15 protein-coding genes are annotated in these 16,301 nt (G+C 73.0%); 8 read left to right on the top strand and 7 right to left on the bottom strand.

The window, feature by feature from the left end; all coding sequences use genetic code 11:
* Nucleotides 1-21 precede the first annotated feature (21 nt).
* The 4 genes from NMK34_RS04765 to NMK34_RS04750 all read left to right on the top strand — a co-directional run bounded on the left by NMK34_RS04765 (nucleotide 22) and on the right by NMK34_RS04750 (nucleotide 4,910).
* A complete protein-coding gene (locus NMK34_RS04765; RefSeq protein WP_318332363.1) occupies nucleotides 22-537 on the top strand; it encodes a MarR family winged helix-turn-helix transcriptional regulator in 516 nt (171 codons plus the stop codon).
* A gap of 61 nt (nucleotides 538-598) precedes the next feature.
* Nucleotides 599-1,117: a MarR family winged helix-turn-helix transcriptional regulator gene (locus tag NMK34_RS04760; RefSeq protein ID WP_135243310.1), complete on the top strand. Its 519-nt coding sequence runs from the start codon at nucleotides 599-601 to the stop codon at nucleotides 1,115-1,117.
* Nucleotides 1,111-2,844: an ABC transporter ATP-binding protein gene (locus NMK34_RS04755; RefSeq protein WP_318332362.1), complete on the top strand. Its 1,734-nt coding sequence runs from the start codon at nucleotides 1,111-1,113 to the stop codon at nucleotides 2,842-2,844. The genes NMK34_RS04760 and NMK34_RS04755 overlap by 7 nt, the downstream gene beginning before the upstream one ends.
* Before the next feature lie 110 nt (nucleotides 2,845-2,954).
* On the top strand, nucleotides 2,955-4,910 hold the full coding sequence (locus NMK34_RS04750; protein WP_412098943.1) for an ABC transporter ATP-binding protein: 1,956 nt from the start codon (nucleotides 2,955-2,957) through the stop codon (nucleotides 4,908-4,910).
* A 70-nt stretch (nucleotides 4,911-4,980) separates the two neighbouring features.
* Here NMK34_RS04750 and thrS read toward each other — a convergent pair whose 3' ends face one another.
* Nucleotides 4,981-6,195, bottom strand: coding sequence for a threonine--tRNA ligase (thrS, locus tag NMK34_RS04745; protein ID WP_318332361.1), 1,215 nt, complete (start codon nucleotides 6,193-6,195; stop codon nucleotides 4,981-4,983).
* Nucleotides 6,196-6,697: 502 nt separating this feature from the next.
* Here thrS and NMK34_RS04740 point away from each other — a divergent pair.
* The gene (locus NMK34_RS04740) at nucleotides 6,698-7,321 is read left to right on the top strand and encodes a DedA family protein (protein ID WP_318332360.1); all 624 of its coding nucleotides are present in this window, start codon (nucleotides 6,698-6,700) and stop codon (nucleotides 7,319-7,321) included.
* Nucleotides 7,322-7,417: 96 nt separating this feature from the next.
* On the top strand, nucleotides 7,418-8,071 hold the full coding sequence (locus NMK34_RS04735) for a DUF998 domain-containing protein (RefSeq protein WP_318332359.1): 654 nt from the start codon (nucleotides 7,418-7,420) through the stop codon (nucleotides 8,069-8,071).
* Nucleotides 8,072-8,115: 44 nt separating this feature from the next.
* On the opposite strand, the gene NMK34_RS04730 is transcribed toward NMK34_RS04735, so the two are convergent.
* Nucleotides 8,116-9,519, bottom strand: a complete 1,404-nt coding sequence (locus NMK34_RS04730) for an NAD(P)H-quinone dehydrogenase (RefSeq protein WP_013284021.1) — start codon at nucleotides 9,517-9,519, stop codon at nucleotides 8,116-8,118.
* Nucleotides 9,520-9,684: 165 nt separating this feature from the next.
* Between NMK34_RS04730 and NMK34_RS04725 the strand changes: the two genes are divergently transcribed.
* Nucleotides 9,685-10,140, top strand: a complete 456-nt coding sequence (locus NMK34_RS04725) for a gamma-glutamylcyclotransferase (protein WP_135243301.1) — start codon at nucleotides 9,685-9,687, stop codon at nucleotides 10,138-10,140.
* Between the two features lie 75 nt (nucleotides 10,141-10,215).
* Here the strand turns inward: NMK34_RS04725 and NMK34_RS04720 are convergent, their stop codons facing one another.
* Genes NMK34_RS04720 through NMK34_RS04705 form a run of 4 tightly spaced genes read right to left on the bottom strand, consistent with a single transcriptional unit; the run spans nucleotide 10,216 to nucleotide 13,557 of the window.
* Complete coding sequence (locus NMK34_RS04720) at nucleotides 10,216-11,178, bottom strand: GNAT family N-acetyltransferase (protein WP_318332358.1); 963 nt, start codon at nucleotides 11,176-11,178, stop codon at nucleotides 10,216-10,218.
* 42 nt (nucleotides 11,179-11,220) lie between these two features.
* Nucleotides 11,221-11,961, bottom strand: coding sequence for an SCO6745 family protein (locus NMK34_RS04715; protein WP_318332357.1), 741 nt, complete (start codon nucleotides 11,959-11,961; stop codon nucleotides 11,221-11,223).
* Nucleotides 11,962-11,998: 37 nt separating this feature from the next.
* Nucleotides 11,999-12,925 (bottom strand): hypothetical protein, encoded by a 927-nt coding sequence (locus NMK34_RS04710; RefSeq protein ID WP_318332356.1) that lies wholly within the window; start codon nucleotides 12,923-12,925, stop codon nucleotides 11,999-12,001.
* Nucleotides 12,926-12,927: 2 nt separating this feature from the next.
* Complete coding sequence (locus tag NMK34_RS04705) at nucleotides 12,928-13,557, bottom strand: MBL fold metallo-hydrolase (protein WP_318332355.1); 630 nt, start codon at nucleotides 13,555-13,557, stop codon at nucleotides 12,928-12,930.
* Between the two features lie 124 nt (nucleotides 13,558-13,681).
* Between NMK34_RS04705 and NMK34_RS04700 the strand changes: the two genes are divergently transcribed.
* Nucleotides 13,682-14,701: a DUF4349 domain-containing protein gene (locus NMK34_RS04700; RefSeq protein ID WP_318332354.1), complete on the top strand. Its 1,020-nt coding sequence runs from the start codon at nucleotides 13,682-13,684 to the stop codon at nucleotides 14,699-14,701.
* Here the strand turns inward: NMK34_RS04700 and NMK34_RS04695 are convergent.
* A complete protein-coding gene (locus tag NMK34_RS04695) occupies nucleotides 14,658-15,917 on the bottom strand; it encodes an amidohydrolase (RefSeq protein WP_318332353.1) in 1,260 nt (419 codons plus the stop codon). The genes NMK34_RS04700 and NMK34_RS04695 overlap by 44 nt on opposite strands.
* Nucleotides 15,918-16,301 lie beyond the last annotated feature (384 nt).

The raw sequence follows: 16,301 nt of genomic DNA, 5'->3' as shown, positions 1-16,301 counted from the left end.
CTGAGATGCTAGCTTTAACCCGTGGAGGGGGTGCCGTCAACCGGAGAGCCCGCGCGGGTCGCGCCGCCGAGCAGCGAGGCGTCCCGCGCGCTGCGCGACGTGCTGCGACTGGCCGGTGACACCCGGGCCGCGCTGGCCCGCCGCCTGGGCCTGAACGCGACCGACGCGGCGGCGATCGACCACCTCGTCTCCAGCCCGGAGCCGCTGGGCCCGGTCGAGCTGGGCAACCGGCTCGGCATCCGGTCCGCCTCGGCGACCACGCTTGTCGACCGGCTCGTGCAGGCCGGTCACGTCGCCCGGACCCCGCACCCGCACGACAGGCGCCGGCTCAGCCTCCAGGTCACAGAGAGCGCCGTCGGCGAGGTGCTGGAGGCGCTGCGCCCGATGCTCGTCGGCGTCGACCGGGCGGTCGCCCGGCTCACCCCCGAGCAGGCCGAGGCCACCACGGCGTTCCTGCGCGAGGTCAGCGAGGTGATGCGGGAGTACGTCGCCACCGCCCCGGCCGAGCCGCCACGCGCCCGCGCCGACCGCGGCTGAGGAGATTCTCAGAATTAGTTTGGGCCCTGATGGTTCGGGAGCTAATCTGACGCTCGTGAACATGGGCCCGCTCGTCCGCTTCCCCGACGCGTTGCACCACGCGCCACTCGGCCGGCTGATCTCGATCGCCGGTCACGTGGTCGAACAGCACTGGGGGCGGTACCTCGCCGAACACGGGCTCACGTCCGCCGGCATGCGGGTCCTGATGATCCTCCTCCGGGCCGGCGACGTGAGCCACCGGGAAATGGCCGAGCTGTGCTTCGTCCGGCCCGCCACGCTCACCGGCATCGTCGACACCCTCGAGCGCGACGGCTTCGTCAGCCGCCGCCGCGACCCGGAGGACCGCCGCACGGTCCGGCTCACGCTGACCGACAAGGGCGGCGAACACGCCCGCGCCATCAGCGACATGATCCACAGCGACCGGCCGCTGACGTCGGTCGACGCCGACCCGGCCAACCGGGCGGTGATCCGCCAGTTCCTGATCGAAATCATCACCGGCATGTCCGACGGGGACCTCCGTCGGTTGAACCGGGACAGCGAGTCCGACACCGAGCCGCCAACGGGGAGCCATCTGTGTTGATCCGCCTGCTCCGCACACATCTGCGCCCGTACCGACGATGGCTGGCCGCCGTGGTGGCGTTCCAGTTCGTCGGCACGATCGCCTCGCTCTACCTGCCCAGCCTGAACGCCGACATCATCGACCGCGGCGTCGCCGTCGGCGACACCGACCAGATCCTGCGTACGGGCGGGTGGATGCTGCTCGTCAGCCTGCTCCAGATCGCCTGCTCGATCGCCGCCGTCTACTTCGGCGCGAAGACCGCGATGGCGTTCGGCCGCGACGTACGCGGCTCGATCTTCCGGCGCGTCAACAGCTTCTCCGCCCGCGAGGTCGCCCGGTTCGGGGCGCCGTCGCTGATCACCCGCAACACCAACGACGTCCAGCAGGTGCAGATGCTGGTGCTGCTGAGCTGCACCATGCTGGTCGCCGCGCCGATCATGAGCGTCGGCGGCGTGGTGATGGCGCTGCGCGAGGACGTCGGGCTCTCCTGGCTGATGCTGGTCTGCGTACCGGTGCTCGCAGTCGCGCTGGGCCTGATCATCCGCCGGATGGTGCCGGGCTTCCGGCTCATGCAGACCCGGATCGACACCGTCAACCGGGTGCTGCGCGAGCAGATCACCGGCATCCGGGTGGTCCGGGCGTTCGTCCGTGAGCCGTACGAGACCGACCGGTTCCGGGTCGCCAACACCGACCTGACCACCACCGCACTGCGGATCGGGCGGCTCCAGGCGCTGATCTTCCCGATCGTGATGCTGGTGCTGAACGTCTCCAGCGTCGCGGTGCTCTGGTTCGGCGCGGCACGGGTCGACTCCGGTCAGATCCAGGTCGGCGCGCTCACCGCGTTCCTGCAGTACCTGATGCAGATCCTGATGGCGGTCATGATGGCCACCTTCATGCTGATGATGGTGCCCCGGGCCGCCGTCTGCGCCGAACGCATCGAGGAGGTGCTGGACACCGACTCGTCGGTGGTGCCGGCCGCCGACCCGGTCACCGAGGTCACCGGCCGCGGCGAGCTGGAACTACGCGGCGCCGGCTTCCAGTACCCGGGCGCGAGCGCCCCGGTGCTGCACGACATCTCGTTCCGCGCCGAGCCTGGCCGCACCACCGCGATCATCGGTTCCACCGGCGCCGGCAAGACCACGCTGCTGACGCTCATCCCCCGGCTGGTCGACCCGACCGCCGGCGCGGTCCTGGTCGACGGCGTGGACGTACGGAACCTGGCCCCGGACGAGCTGTGGCGGCGGATCGGGCTGGTGCCCCAGCGGCCGTACCTGTTCACCGGCACCGTCGCCAGCAACCTGCGCTACGGCAACCCGGACGCCACCGACGCGGACCTGTGGGCCGCGCTGGAGATCGCCCAGGCGCGCGACTTCGTCGCCGAGATGCCGGGCGGGCTGGAGGCGCCGATCGCGCAGGGCGGCACGAACGTCTCCGGTGGCCAGCGGCAACGCCTGGCCATCGCCCGCGCGCTCGTCCGCAAACCGGAGATCTACCTCTTCGACGACTCCTTCTCCGCGCTCGACCTCGGCACGGACGCCCGGCTGCGGGCCGCCCTCAAGCCGGTCACCGCGGACGCGGCGGTGGTGATCGTGGCCCAGCGGGTCTCCACGATCGTCGACGCCGACCAGATCATCGTGCTCGAGGACGGGGGTGTCGTCGGGATGGGACGACATGAGGAACTGCTGGAGAGCTGCCCCACGTACGCCGAGATCGTCGCGTCGCAGCAGACGGCGGAGGTGGCCGCGTGAGTGGGGGCAACGGCGGGACGCCGCCCGTTCCGCAGCAGAAGAACGAGCCGACGCGGCTGCCACCGGCCGGGCGGCGGCCGGGCGGCGGCCCGCCGCACATGAGCATGGGCATGCCGGCCGAGAAGGCGATGGACTTCGGGCCCTCGGCGCGGCGGCTGCTGGCGCGGCTGCGGCCGTACCGGCTCCAGCTCACCGGCGTGCTCGCGCTGGCCCTGGCCAGCGTCGGGCTCGGCGTCATCGGGCCGAAGGTGCTCGGCCACGCCACCGACATCATCTTCAGCGGGGTGATCGGGCGGCAGCTTCCGCCCGGCACCACCACCGAGGCGGCGGCGGAGGCGGCCCGCGCCGAGGGCAACGGCAACTTCGCCGACATGCTGGCCCGGATGGACGTGATCCCCGGCGCCGGCATCGACTTCGACGCGCTGGGCCGGGTGCTGGCGTTCGCCGTGGTGCTCTACGTCGGCGCGAGCATGCTCCAGTGGGCGCAGGGCTGGGTCCTCAACGGCGTGGTGCAGCGCACGGTGCTGACGCTGCGCGCCGACGTGGAGGACAAGCTCAACCGGCTGCCGCTGCCCTACTTCGACAAGCAGCCCCGCGGTGAGCTGCTCAGCCGGGTCACGAACGACATCGACAACGTGTCGCAGACGCTCCAGCAGACGCTGAGCCAGTTGCTCACGTCGCTGCTCACCGTCGTCGGCGTACTCGCGATGATGTTCTGGATCTCGCCGCTGCTGGCTGTCGTCGCGCTCGTCGCGGTGCCGCTGTCGGTGGTGGTCACCGGTCAGATCGCCAAGCGGTCGCAGGGCAAGTTCATCGCCCAGTGGAAGCACACCGGCGAGCTGAACGGGCAGATCGAGGAGGCGTACACCGGGCACGAGCTGGTGAAGGTCTTCGGCCGGCAGAAGGAGGTCGAGGCCGCCTTCCACGCCAAGAACGAGGAGCTGTTCCGGGCCGGCTTCGGCGCGCAGTTCGTCTCCGGGCTGATCATGCCGGCGATGTTCTTCATCGGGAACCTCAGCTACGTCGCGATCGCCGTGGTCGGCGGCCTGCGGGTGGCGTCGGGCTCGATGAGTCTCGGTGACGTGCAGGCGTTCATCCAGTACTCGCGGCAGTTCACCCAGCCGCTCACCCAGGTCGCGTCGATGGCCAACCTGCTGCAGTCCGGCGTGGCCTCGGCCGAGCGGGTCTTCGCGGTGCTCGACGCCGACGAGCAGAGCCGCGACCCGGCCGAGCCGGCCCGGATCGCCGACCCGCACGGGCGGGTCGAGTTCGAGCACGTCTCCTTCCGGTACGACCCGGAGAAGCCGCTCATCGACGACCTGTCGCTGGTCGCCGAGCCGGGTCACACTGTCGCCATCGTCGGTCCCACCGGTGCCGGTAAGACCACGCTGGTCAACCTGGTCATGCGGTTCTACGAGCTGGACGCCGGGCGGATCACGCTGGACGGGGTGGACATCGCCACGATGCGCCGCGACGACCTGCGCGGCCGGATCGGCATGGTGCTCCAGGACACCTGGCTGTTCGGCGGGACCATCCGGGACAACATCGCCTACGGCCGGCCGGACGCCACCGAGGAGGAGATCCTCGCCGCCGCCCGGGCGACGTTCGTGGACCGGTTCGTCCGCAGCCTGCCGGACGGCTACGACACGGTGATCGACGAGGAGGGCAGCAACGTCAGCGCCGGGGAGAAGCAGCTCATCACCATCGCGCGGGCGTTCCTGGCCGAGCCGTCACTGCTGATCCTGGACGAGGCGACCAGCTCGGTGGACACCCGGACCGAGGTGCTGCTCCAGCGCGCCATGGCGGCGCTGCGCTCGGACCGGACGAGCTTCGTCATCGCGCACCGGCTCTCCACGATCCGCGACGCCGACCTGATCCTGATGATGGAGCAGGGCCGGATCGTCGAGCAGGGCACCCACGACCAGCTCGTCGCCGCCGGTGGCGCGTACGCCCGGCTCTACCGGGCGCAGTTCAGCGGCGCGGTCATCGAAGACGAGGTGCCGGCGCCCGCCCCGGCCGGCCCGCCGGGGATGCGGGCCGGCGCCGGCACGCCGGTCGGGAACTGACGTGGACCCGGCCACAGGTCCGACACCGGTCCCCGTCCGGGTGCCTCACCGGCACCCGGACGGGCCGGGGTCAGGCCGGGAGCAGCGCCGCCGACCGGCTCGCGACCACCGCGCCGACCAGGCCCAGCGCATCGTCGGCGGGCATCGGGGCGAGCACCCGGCCGTCGCGCAGGCGCAGCGAGACCGAACCGTCGGCCGCCTCCCGGGGGCCGACCACCCCGACGTACGGGACGCGGCGGCGGGACGCGTCCCGGATCCGGGCACCGAGCGAACCGGCGTGGTCCACCTCGACCCGCAGCCCGGCCGCCTCGGCCCGGCGGGCCAGCCCGGCGGCCGCGTCGGCCTGCGCCGCGTCGACCGGGAGCAGCAGCAACTGCACCGGGGCGTACCAGGCCGGGAACGCGCCCTCGTGCACCTCGATCAGGTACGCGAACAGCCGCTCCATGCTCCCGACGAGGCTGCGGTGCACCATCACCGGCCGTTTCCGGCGGCCGTCCGAGTCGGTGTACGACAGGTCGAACCGCTCCGGCTTGTCGAAGTCGAGCTGGACGGTGGAGATGGTCGACTCCCGGCCGGCCGCGTCCACGATCTGAATGTCGATCTTCGGGCCGTAGAACGCGGCCTCGCCGGGCGCCTCGACGACGTCCACCCCGTCGAGCGCGGCGCGGAGCAGTTCCTCGGCGCGTGCCCAGCCGGCGTCGTCGCCCACGTACCGCTGGTCCGGCCCGCGCAGCGACAAGCGGAACCCGGCGGGACGGACGCCGAGCGCGGCGTGCGCCTCGCCGATCAGCCGCAGGATCTCGCGGACCTCGTCACCGACCTGCTCCAGGGCGCAGAAGTTGTGCGCGTCGTTGAGCGAGATGGCACGTACCCGGGACAGCCCGCCGAGCACCCCGGAGCGCTCCGCCCGGTACATGCCGCCCAGCTCGGCGATCCGCAGCGGCAGCTCCCGGTAGGAGCGGCCGCGGGCGCGGAACACCAGCGCGTGGTGCGGGCACAGCGCCGGGCGCAGCACGAACTCGTCGTCGGCGCTCAGCCGCATCGGCGGGAACATGTCGTCGGCGAAGTAGCCCAGGTGCCCGGACAGCTCGAACAGCTCCCGCTTACCGAGCGGCGGCGAGTAGACGTGCCGGTAGCCGGCCCGCCGCTCCAACTCCCGGACGTACTCCTCGACGGCGTGCCGGGCGGCGGCGCCGGCCGGCAGCCAGATCGGCAGCCCGGCGCCCGCGAGCGGGTCGGAGACGAACAGCTCCAGGTCCCGGCCGAGCCTGCGGTGGTCGATCATGTCGCTCTCCTTGATCGGGTACGACCCGGAGGCGAGCAGGCCCGGTACGCCGCGAGGCCCCGGAGCGGATCGCCCCGGGGCCTCGTCGACGGAAACGTCAGTGCGGCGCGCCGGGAACACCCGGCGTCGTGGTCACTACCGCGCTGCGCATGCCCGGACGATAGGCGTGCGGACATCGACGGCGCACCTGAGTTTCGGAGAGTGGGTGCGGGTCGCCGGCACGGGACCTGCCGGCGACCCGCGGCGGCTCGGGCATCGGGAACGGGGGACCCGACGGCTCCGGTGCCGCGTCCGACCAACGGTACGCCGGGAATCGACGATGCGCCGCCCCGCCCCGTGGTGTATGCGCCGGTGGCCCGTCACTCGCGGGCGGGCCGCCTCGTTTCACACCTACGGCCTGCCGGTGTCGGCTGTCACCGTGCGGCGGGGCCGGTGGTGGTGACGCCGCACACGGCGTCAGGCTCGATCCGGTCGAACGGAGAACTCCGGCGAGGTGGCGGTCGTGGCCGAGCTCATCTCTGATGTCGCGTCGCCCATGTGGGCGTACGCGCTGTTGCTGATCCTGCTGATCGCCGACGCCTTCGTCCCGGTGGTGCCGACCCAGCTCGTCATGATCACCAGCGGGGCGCTGACCGTGTACGGCGGGCTCAGCCTGCCGCTCACCATCGCGGTCGGCGCGGCCGGTGTGTTCATCGGTGACCTGGCCTGCTACCTGATCGGCCGCAGTACGCCGACCCGGCGCGCGGCGCGCGCCACGACACCTGGACGGGCACGCCGGGCCGTCACCCGGGTCACCCGTGGGCTGCGCGAACCGGGGCCGATGGTGATCCTGCTCTGCCGTTTCGTACCAGGTGGCCGCATGGCGGCCTGCTTCTCGGCCGGGCGCAGCCGCTACCCGTACCGGCTGTTCCTGCCCTACGAGGCGGCGGCGGCTCTCGCCTGGTCCAGCTACGGGGCGCTCGTCGGCCACCTGGGCGGTACGGCGCTGACCCACTCGGCGTGGCGGCTGCTGCTGATCGGCGGGGTGGCCGCGGCGGGGTTCGCGCTGGCGGGGTGGGCGATGACCTGGATCAGCAGCGCCCGGCAGACCCGCGCCGAGGCCACCGCCGACTCCGCCGGCACCTGACGCGGTCATCCGGGGTCCGGTAGGGGACGACCCGGGTAGCGAAGTGGGTGGTGGTCCCGGATCCGTCTGGGGCGGTTACGGCGACAGGCTGGCCGTATGCCTGGAACGCGGAGCAGCGGCCTGTTGGCCCTCGGCGGGATCGTCCTGGCGGCGGTACTCGCGATGGTCGGTCATCTCGAGGTGAGCGACGACCTGGATCCCTGGTCGCTGACCGTCAGCGACTTCGCCGTCTCCGATCGGGGCGGCGTCATCGACACCGCGATGGCGGTGCTCGCGGCGGCCAGCCTGGTCCTACTGCCGGCGCTGCGCCGAGCCAAAGCGGGCCGGGTGCCGCTCGCGCTGCTGACCGCCTGGTCGGCCGGGTTGCTGGCCGCCGCCGTGGTGCCCACGAACGAGCCGGGCACACCGATGGACACCGCCGCGTACGCGCACCGGTACGCCTCGGTGCTGTCGTTCCTGGCCCTGCCGGTGGCCGGCTGGCTGCTGGCCCGTCACCCGGTCGCCGGCGCCGCCACCTGGCTACGCGGGCTGACAGTGGCCAGCCTGGTGCTGGCGGGCACGATGATCTGGTCCGCCTACCCCGGCGACCGCGCCCTGCTCGGCCTGATCGAGCGCGCACTCATCCTGACGGAGACGGCCGTCATCACCACCCTGGCCCTGCACCTCACCCTGACCAAAGTCGTCGATCATGCAGTTGTGACCCCACACAGACCGGGCATACCGGTCAGATCGGGGGCCACAACTCCATGATCGACGGGAACGGTCGACGGGCAGGCAGGAGAGGGCGGTGCGGGTTACTCCAGTTCGTGGAGCATGAGCTGGCGGGCGGCCTCGGTGATCGAGCCGGACAGGCTCGGGTAGATGGTGATGGTGTGCGCCAGCTCGTTGACGGTCAGGTTGTTCTCCACCGCCATCGTGATCGGCAGGATCAGCTCGCTGGCCTTCGGCGCCACCACCACGCCGCCGATCACCTGGCCGCTCGCCGGCCGGCAGAACAGCTTGACGAAGCCGTCGGCCAGGTCGTCCATCTTCGCCCGGGCGTTGCCGGACAGCGGCAGCATCACCTGGCGGGCCGGGGTCTTGCCGGCGTCCACCTCGTCCTGGGAGACGCCGACGGTGGCCAGCTCCGGGTCGGTGAAGACGTTCGCCGCGACGGTACGCAGCCGCAGCGGCCGCACCGCCTCGCCCAGCGCGTGCCACATGGCGATGCGGCCCTGCATGGCCGCGACGCTCGCGAGCGGCAACACGCCGGTGCAGTCACCCGCCGCGTAGATGCCCGGCACATTGGTACGGGAGACCCGGTCCACCGTCACGTAACCGCCCCGGGCCAGCTCCACGCCGTACTCGGCCAGGCCCAGGTCGGCGGTGTTCGGGATCGAGCCGACAGCGATCAGCGCGTGCGAGCCGGTGACCTGCCGGCCGTCGGAGAGCACCACCTCGACCCCGTCACCGACGCGGCGGACCGCCTCGGCGCGGGAGTTGTTCAGGATGCTCATGCCCCGGTTGCGGAACACCCGCTCGATCGCCGACGCGGCGTCGGCGTCCTCGTGCGGCATGACCCGGTCCCGGCTGGACACGAGCGTGACCTTGACGCCCATGGCGAGGTACGCGCTGGCGAACTCGGCGCCGGTCACGCCGGAGCCGACCACGATCAGGTGCTCGGGCAGCTCGGGCAGGTCGTACACCTGGCGCCAGGTCAGGATGCGCTCGCCGTCCGGTACGGCGGTGGGCAACTGGCGGGGGGTCGCGCCGGTCGCGACGAGCACCGTCGACGCGGCGATGGAGTATTCGGCGCCGCCGTCGGCCGGGGTGACGATCACCCGGTGGGTGTGGCCGAGCGTGTCCTCGCCGAGCCGGGCGGTGCCGGCGACGAACTCGACGCCGGCCTTGACGAGCTTGGTGTGGATGTCGGCGGACTGGGCCAGCGCGAGCCGCTTGACCCGCTCGTGCACCGCGCGCGCGTCGACGGTGACCGCCTCCAGGCCGTCGGAGTGCACCCCGAACTCCTCGGTGTCCCGGTAGCCGGTGACCACCTCGGAGCTGGCGATGAACGTCTTGGAGGGCACGCAGTCGGAGAGCACGCAGGCGCCGCCGGCGCCCTCCGCCTCGACCACCGTGACATCGGCGTCCAACTGCGCGGCGACCAGAGCCGCCTCGTACCCGGCCGGCCCGCCGCCGATGATCACGATCTGGCTCACAGAGCCATCCTTTCGTTCGCGACTGCGGGGCTCCGCTCCGCTGCACTCCTCGCGCTCACAGCAGTCGCCCCTCGTCTGTGCTCACAGTGACTTTCTTCTCCCCGTCCCGTCCGACACGCACTGTCGTATTCTCCCCCACCCGCCAGCCGGGCTATCGTCGTCGCCGTGCGTCTCTACGCTGCTTACGGCTCAAACCTGGACCCCGCTCGCATGCGCGCCTACTGCCCGCATTCGCCGATGGTGGGCACCGGCTGGCTTGAGGGGTGGCGGCTCACCTTCGCCGGCGAGGACGTCATCGGGTGGGAGGGCTCGGTCAGCACCGTCGTCGAGTCCCCCGGTGACCGGGTGTTCGTGGCGCTCTACGACATCCACCCGTACGACGCCGCGCAGCTCGACGAGATCGAGGGCGTGACCTCCGAGACGTACCGCAGGCTGACAGTGCGCGTCTCGACGCTCGACGGCGACGTGACCGCGTGGGTCTACGTGTTCGACGGGTACGAGGGCGGGCTGCCCACGGCGTGGTACCTCTCGGAGCTCGCGAACGCCGCGGAGAAGGCGGGCGCGCCGGACGACTACGTCACCGAGCTGCGGTCCCGCCCCACCGGCACCGCGTCGGCGTAGCGCGTCTCCCACACCCACAGTGTGCGCCGGGCGGCCGTACCCGCGCTCGGCGACCCCGGTACGAGGGGTGCCGGGTCACACCCGCGAGGCGGGCACGCTGCGCTCGTACATGTCGGCCCAGTGCTCCTCCACCAGCCCGACGGAACGGTAGAGCGTGACCGGCGCGGTCGGGTTGGCCAGGTCGACGCCGAGCCCGGCGCCGGTGCGGCCCTTGGCCGCGTAGACCGCGAACGCCCGGCGCAGCAGCGCCGCGCCCACTCCCCGGCGCCGGTACGCGGGCAGCACCGACAGCGTCCGCACCCACCCCCGGTCCTGGTCGAGTGCCTGATCGGAGGACTGGAGCGCACCGGCCGGCTCGCCGTCGACCTCGGCCAGGAACCACTCGTCCCAGACCTTGCCGTACGACGGCAGCAGATCCCGCCACTGCGCGAAGTCGAGGGGGTCGTGGTCCGGGGTGTCCCGGAACGCGGTGTCGTAGATCCGGTGGAACAGCCGCAGGTCGTCCTCGTCGTCGGCGCGCAGCGGCCGGACCGTCACCCCGGGCGGGGGCGCCGGCTCGGCGGGCAGGTCGGCGAGCGAGCGGCTCATCCGGATGTAGCGCTTGATCCGGGTGAACCCGGCCTCGGCCAGCTCACCGGCCCAGCGGGTCTCCGGCGCGTACACCCCGGCGCGGGCGGTCAGCGCGGGCAGGCCGCGCTCGGCGGCCCGTTCGGCGACGCGTTCCAGCAGCCGGGCCAGCAGCGGCGCGCGCAGGTCGGCGCCGCGGTCGGGGTCGACGAGCACGTCCACCCACTCCCGGCCCACGCCGCTCGGGTTGGCGAGGATCGACCAGGCCACAGCCGTACCGTCCGGGTCGGTGACCAGCCACGAGTCGCGGGCCGGGTCGACGAACGGCGCGGTCAGCGCGGACCGTACGTCCTCGTCGTCGAAGTCGGGGTGGCCGACGGCGAACGTGTCGGCGGCGTGCACCACCGCCAGGATCGCGGGCACGTCGTCGAGGGTCGGGCGGCGGGCCGACCAGCCGGCGGGAAGCGTCACGGGCCAGATCCTGGCAGCCGCACCGGCCGGATCGCCTCCCATTTATCCGCCGCGGGCACGCTGCCGCGCGGCGCCGAGCAGAACCAGCAGTTCAGCGCCCTCGGCGGCGTCCAGCGCGCGGAACGCCGCCGACGCCAGCCGGTCGGTCACCGCCTCGGCCCACAGCCGGCGCCGCACCAGCGGCCCGACCGGCGGGTACGGGGGCGCCCAGCCGCACGCGGCGGCACCGGCCTCGCCCTCCGGCCCGGCCAGCACCGCCTCCTGCGGTGTCAGCCCGGCCGCGCGCACCGCCAGCAGGTACGCCCCGGCGAAGTGCTCACGCAGCAGCAGCATCCCGACAGCCGCCCGCGCGCCGGGCGACGGGTCGGGCACCGGCATGGCCCGCCAGGCGGCGAACAGCGGCATGCCACTGCCGTCCGCCGCGTGGACCGCCCGGTCCAGCAGCGCGGCGAGCCGGGACGACTCGGCACCGTCGCCCAGCCGGGCGGTGCCCCACCGACAGCACTCGGCCAGGTTGGCGGCGGCCACCTCCAGCGGCGGGACGGTGCGCGCGGCGGCGTCCCAGCCGTCGGTGACCGCCTCGGGGGCGATGAAGCCGAGCGCCGCGGCGACCGTCTCGGCGCGGACGTCACCGAGCGCACCGGCCCGGCCGGTGATGTAGAAGGCCCACCCGGAGATGCCGAGCAGCCGCGCCCGGCGCAGCGTGGACGGGCAGCGCGCGAACGCCTCCCCGAGTTCGAGCACCAGCGGTTTGCAGGCGGCGGCGAGCTGTTCCGGAGTCATCGGCCGCCCGTCACTCCACCGTAGCCATTCATCACGCTCAGTCTGCCCGGTCGTCACCGGTGTCGGCATCCCCCTCTTCGGCGTCGAGCGCCTCCAACACGGCCTCCACCTCACCGGCCCGGCGTCGGGCCGCGGTGACCGCCCGTTCCGCGCCCCGGCGGGCCAGCCGGGCCCGGCTCAGCTCCTGCTCGGCCACGGCCCGGCGACGTTCCAGCTCGGCCAGTTCGGTCTCGATCCGGTCCAGCGTCGCGGCGCCGTCCCGCTCGGCCGCGTCGGCCGTCGCCAGCTCCTTCTCGGCCCGGTCCAGGTCCGCGCGGGCCCGGGTCAGCTCCCGGGTCGCGGTCCGCCGCCGCCCGGCCCGTTCGGCACGCGCCGCCCGCTCGTCGCGGGCCCGGCGCGCGTCGGCCCGCTCGGCCGCCCGATCCGGTACGACAGGCGCCTCCTCGCCCCCTGTCACGAGCCGGAGCTGGGGGCGGGGTACCTCGCCGAACCCGGCGTAGTGGCTGGCCCGCAGCAGGCGTCCGGCGCGTACCTGTTCGGCGACCTCGGTGTCCGACAGCGCGGCGTTGAGTGTCGCCTCCACCTCGCCCAGCGGCAGCTTCCCGGCCGGGGGCGCGGCGGGTTCGGCGGCGGCGAGCCGGCGTACCTCCGCCACCAGCGCGCCCACGACGGCGCGCCGCTGCGCGGAGAGTTCCCGCAGCGTGCCGCCGCGCAGGTCGCGTTGCGCGGCGCGCAGCGACTCGGCGAGCTGGGTGAGGTCGGCGACCAGCTCGGGCCGGCGGATCGCCAGCAGGTTGACCAGCCAGGCCGCCACCGTGGGCCGGCGCAGCTTGCCGATCTCCCGGGCGGTACGCGGGTCACCCGACTGCCGCGCCTGCGCGACGGCCTCGTCCCGGGCCGCCACGAACCGGTCCGGCGGCGTGGCGTAGAGCCGCCGGACCACCTCCGCGGGCACCTCGGCCATGGTCAGGCGTCGATCCGGGTGCCCGGCTCCAGACGGCGGTAGTCGGTGTCGGACATCGCCGTGTACTGCCGGTCCAGCACGCCGAAGCCGTTGTCGTTGAGCAGCCCGTCGTGCAGCGCGTACGCCCGGCGCGGCGCGACCGCGCGGATGAAGTCGACCACCTCGGAGAACTTCGACCAGGGCGCGTGGATCGGGGCGAACAGCGTGTCCACCTGCACGTCGTCGGGGACGAACAACGCGTCGCCCGGGTGGTATACCACGTCGGCGAAGAGGTAGCCGATGTTCTGGATCACCGGGATGTCCGGGTGGATGACCGCGTGCTGCCCGCCGTACGTCCGCACCGGCGTCCCGGCGACGGTGAGCGACTGTCCGGGCTCGACCGTCACCAGCGCCTCGGCGGCGTCGCCGAGCACCCCGGCGAGCGAGGCGGGACCGTGCACCGGCACCGGCCGCCGCTCCAGCGCCCGGGTCAGCGCGGCGACGTCCACATGGTCCGGGTGCTCGTGGGTGATCAGCACCGCGTCCGCCCCGTCCAGCGCCGCCGGATCGCTGAAGACACCCGGGTCGACGACGAGCACCGCACCGTCGTGCTCCAGCCGGAGACAGGAGTGGGCGTATTTGGTCACCTGCATCGTGACTCCTCGATTATCGAATCGTGATGTCCTCAGCGCAGTCTGCCGGAACCGGCGCGACCACGCGTCACGTCCGAGGTATCGGTCCCGGCAGTCGGGGCCGCCGACGATCGGAGTACGGGGTATGGGCGGACGACGACTCCGGGGCGTGGCCCTGGTGGCTGTGGGTCTGATAGCGGCACTGGGTGTGGGCGCCTGCGGCGCGGGCGGGGACTCCGGCAGCGACTCGGCCGCGCCGGCGGCCGATGGAGGCGCGGGGCGCGAGCAGGCCGCCGAGGGCGGTGCGGACAGCGGTGGCGCGGATCGCGACCAGGCCGCCCCGGGCGGCACCGGTGGCGCGGACCTGCGGGTCGACCAGCGGTCCATCATCTACACCGGGACCATGCAGGTCCGGGTGGACGATGTGGAGGCCGCCGCGCGGGAGGCGACCACCGCGGTGACGGCGGCCGGCGGATTCGTCGGCGCGGACCGGCGGTCGAGCCAGGCCGCCGAGGCGCGGGCGGCGCTGACGCTGCGCGTGCCCGCGGACCGGTTCAGCGCGGTGATCGACCGGCTCGCCGGTCTCGGCCGGCAGGAGCGCCGGGAGATCCGCACCGAGGACGTCACCGAGCAGGTGGTCGATCTGGACGCCCGGATCGCCACCCAGCGGGCGCGGGTGGAGAGTTCCCGCAAGCTGCTGGCCCGGGCCACGTCGGTGGACGAGCTGGTCCGGCTGGAGAACGAGGTGGGCACCCGGCAGGCGGACCTGGCCGCGCTGGAGGCCCGCAAGCGCCGGCTCGCGGACCTGACCTCGCTGTCCACCATCACCGTGACGTTCCTCGGTCAGGACGCCAGCACCGCCGAGGAGGAGGCCGACCTGGGCTTCCTGGCCGGACTGGGGGGCGGCTGGACGGCGTTCCTGGCCTCGGCCCGGGTTCTGCTCACAGTGCTCGGCGCGGTGCTGCCGTTCGCGGTCGTGATCGGCGTACCGCTGTGGTTGCTGCTCCTGTGGCGACGCCGGGTGCGGGCCCGGCGGACGCCGCCGCCCAGCCCGGGCGCGATGCTGCCGCCCGGCCTGGGCCCGATGCCGCCGGGCCCGGCCGGGCCGGCCGACGGTCCGGTCAGCGCACCGCCGCCAGTGCCCGCAGCGCGGTCTGGACCATGAGGCGTACGCCGACCTCGATGGCGCGCTCGTCCACGTCGAACGAGGCCCGGTGCAGGTCCACGTTGGGCCCGCTGCGGCCGACGCCGAGACGGGCGAGCGCGCCCGGCACGTGCTCCAGGTACCAGGAGAAGTCCTCGCCGCCCATGCTCTGCGGCGTCTCGGCGATGCCGTCGGGGCCGAGCGCGGCGGCGGTGGCCGCGGTGAGCACACCGATGGCCCGGGCGTCGTTTGTCACCGGGGGCCGGCCGCGCAGGTATTCCAGGTCGACGGTGGCGCCGGTCGGCGCGAGCACGTCCCGCACCACCTGAGCCACGATCTTGGGCGCCTGGTCCCAGGTGTCGCGGTCCATCACCCGGAGCGTGCCGGCCGCGCACGCCTCGGACGGGATGACGTTGTAACGGGTGCCGGCCGAGGCGTGGCCGAACACCAGCAGCAGCCCGCTGTTGGCCGGCACCCGGCGGCTGATCAGCGTCGGCACCTCGGTGACCAGGCGGCCGAGCGCGTCCACCAGGTCGACGGTCAGGTGCGGGCGGGCGGTGTGCCCGCCCGGCCCGGTCAGCCGGACGGTGACGTTGTCGGCGGCGGCGGTGATCGGGCCGACCCGCAGGCCGACCTTGCCCACCGGCAGGTTCGGGTCACAGTGCAGCGCGAAGATCTGCACCACGTCGTCCAGGCCGCCGGCCTCGATGACCTCCAGCGAGCCGCAGGGCAGGATCTCCTCGGCCGGCTGGAAGATCAGCCGGACCCGGCCGTCGAGCCGGCCGGTGTCGGCGAGCTGGGCCAGCAGCATGCCGACGCCGAGCATCACCGACGTGTGCACGTCGTGGCCGCAGGCGTGGCAGACGCCCTCCACCGTCGAGCGGTACGGCACGTCCTTCGGGTCGCTCAGCGGCAGCGCGTCGATGTCGGCGCGGAGCGCGATCACCGGGCCGTCGGGGCGGCCGTCGATGTCGCAGATGACGCCGTTGCCCTTCGGCAGCAGACGCGGCTTCAGCCCGGCGAGGGAGAGCTCCCGGTGCACCAGCGCGGCCGTCTCGAACTCCTCGCCGGACAACTCCGGGTGGGAGTGGATGTGACGGCGCGTCTCGATGAGGCCCGGTACGCGCAGAGCGAGCAGATGGTCGAGCTCGAAGGGCAGGGGCTGGTAACCGGTCGGCGTCTCGGGCCGGGACGACGCCAGCGGGCCGCCGGAAGGCAGCGTCAACGCACTCGTCACGTCGAATTCTCGATCACTAGAAGTGGATGGATCTTCGGGTCGGACAGCAGACAGCCTAGACCTCCGGCGGTGACGCTGCGCAACATCTTTCGCGTAGCGGTCGGACCGCGCAGCGTCACGAATGCCCTGGTGGGAGGGCTCGAATATCTGCGGGACAGCAGGTAGATCGCGGTCGAACGCCGTCATCCGCCTCCCACCTCCTACAACGCGTAACCGTTTCATAGGTCAGAAATAACGACCCGTCGTTCCGAATTGTCGCATTAGTCGTGGCAATTAACTGCCGCTCCGACAATTGCACGACAACTGTCGGCTGCCGGAAGACTCCCGACGGTGACACGAGCGTCCGACCGCCGACCGCACAGGCTGTCCGTCCCGTTCACCCGA

It is taken from the genome of Micromonospora sp. BRA006-A (genome assembly GCF_033433935.1).
Taxonomy (GTDB): Bacteria; Actinomycetota; Actinomycetes; order Mycobacteriales; family Micromonosporaceae; genus Micromonospora; species Micromonospora aurantiaca.
This window is presented reverse-complemented; position numbering and strand designations above follow the sequence as displayed.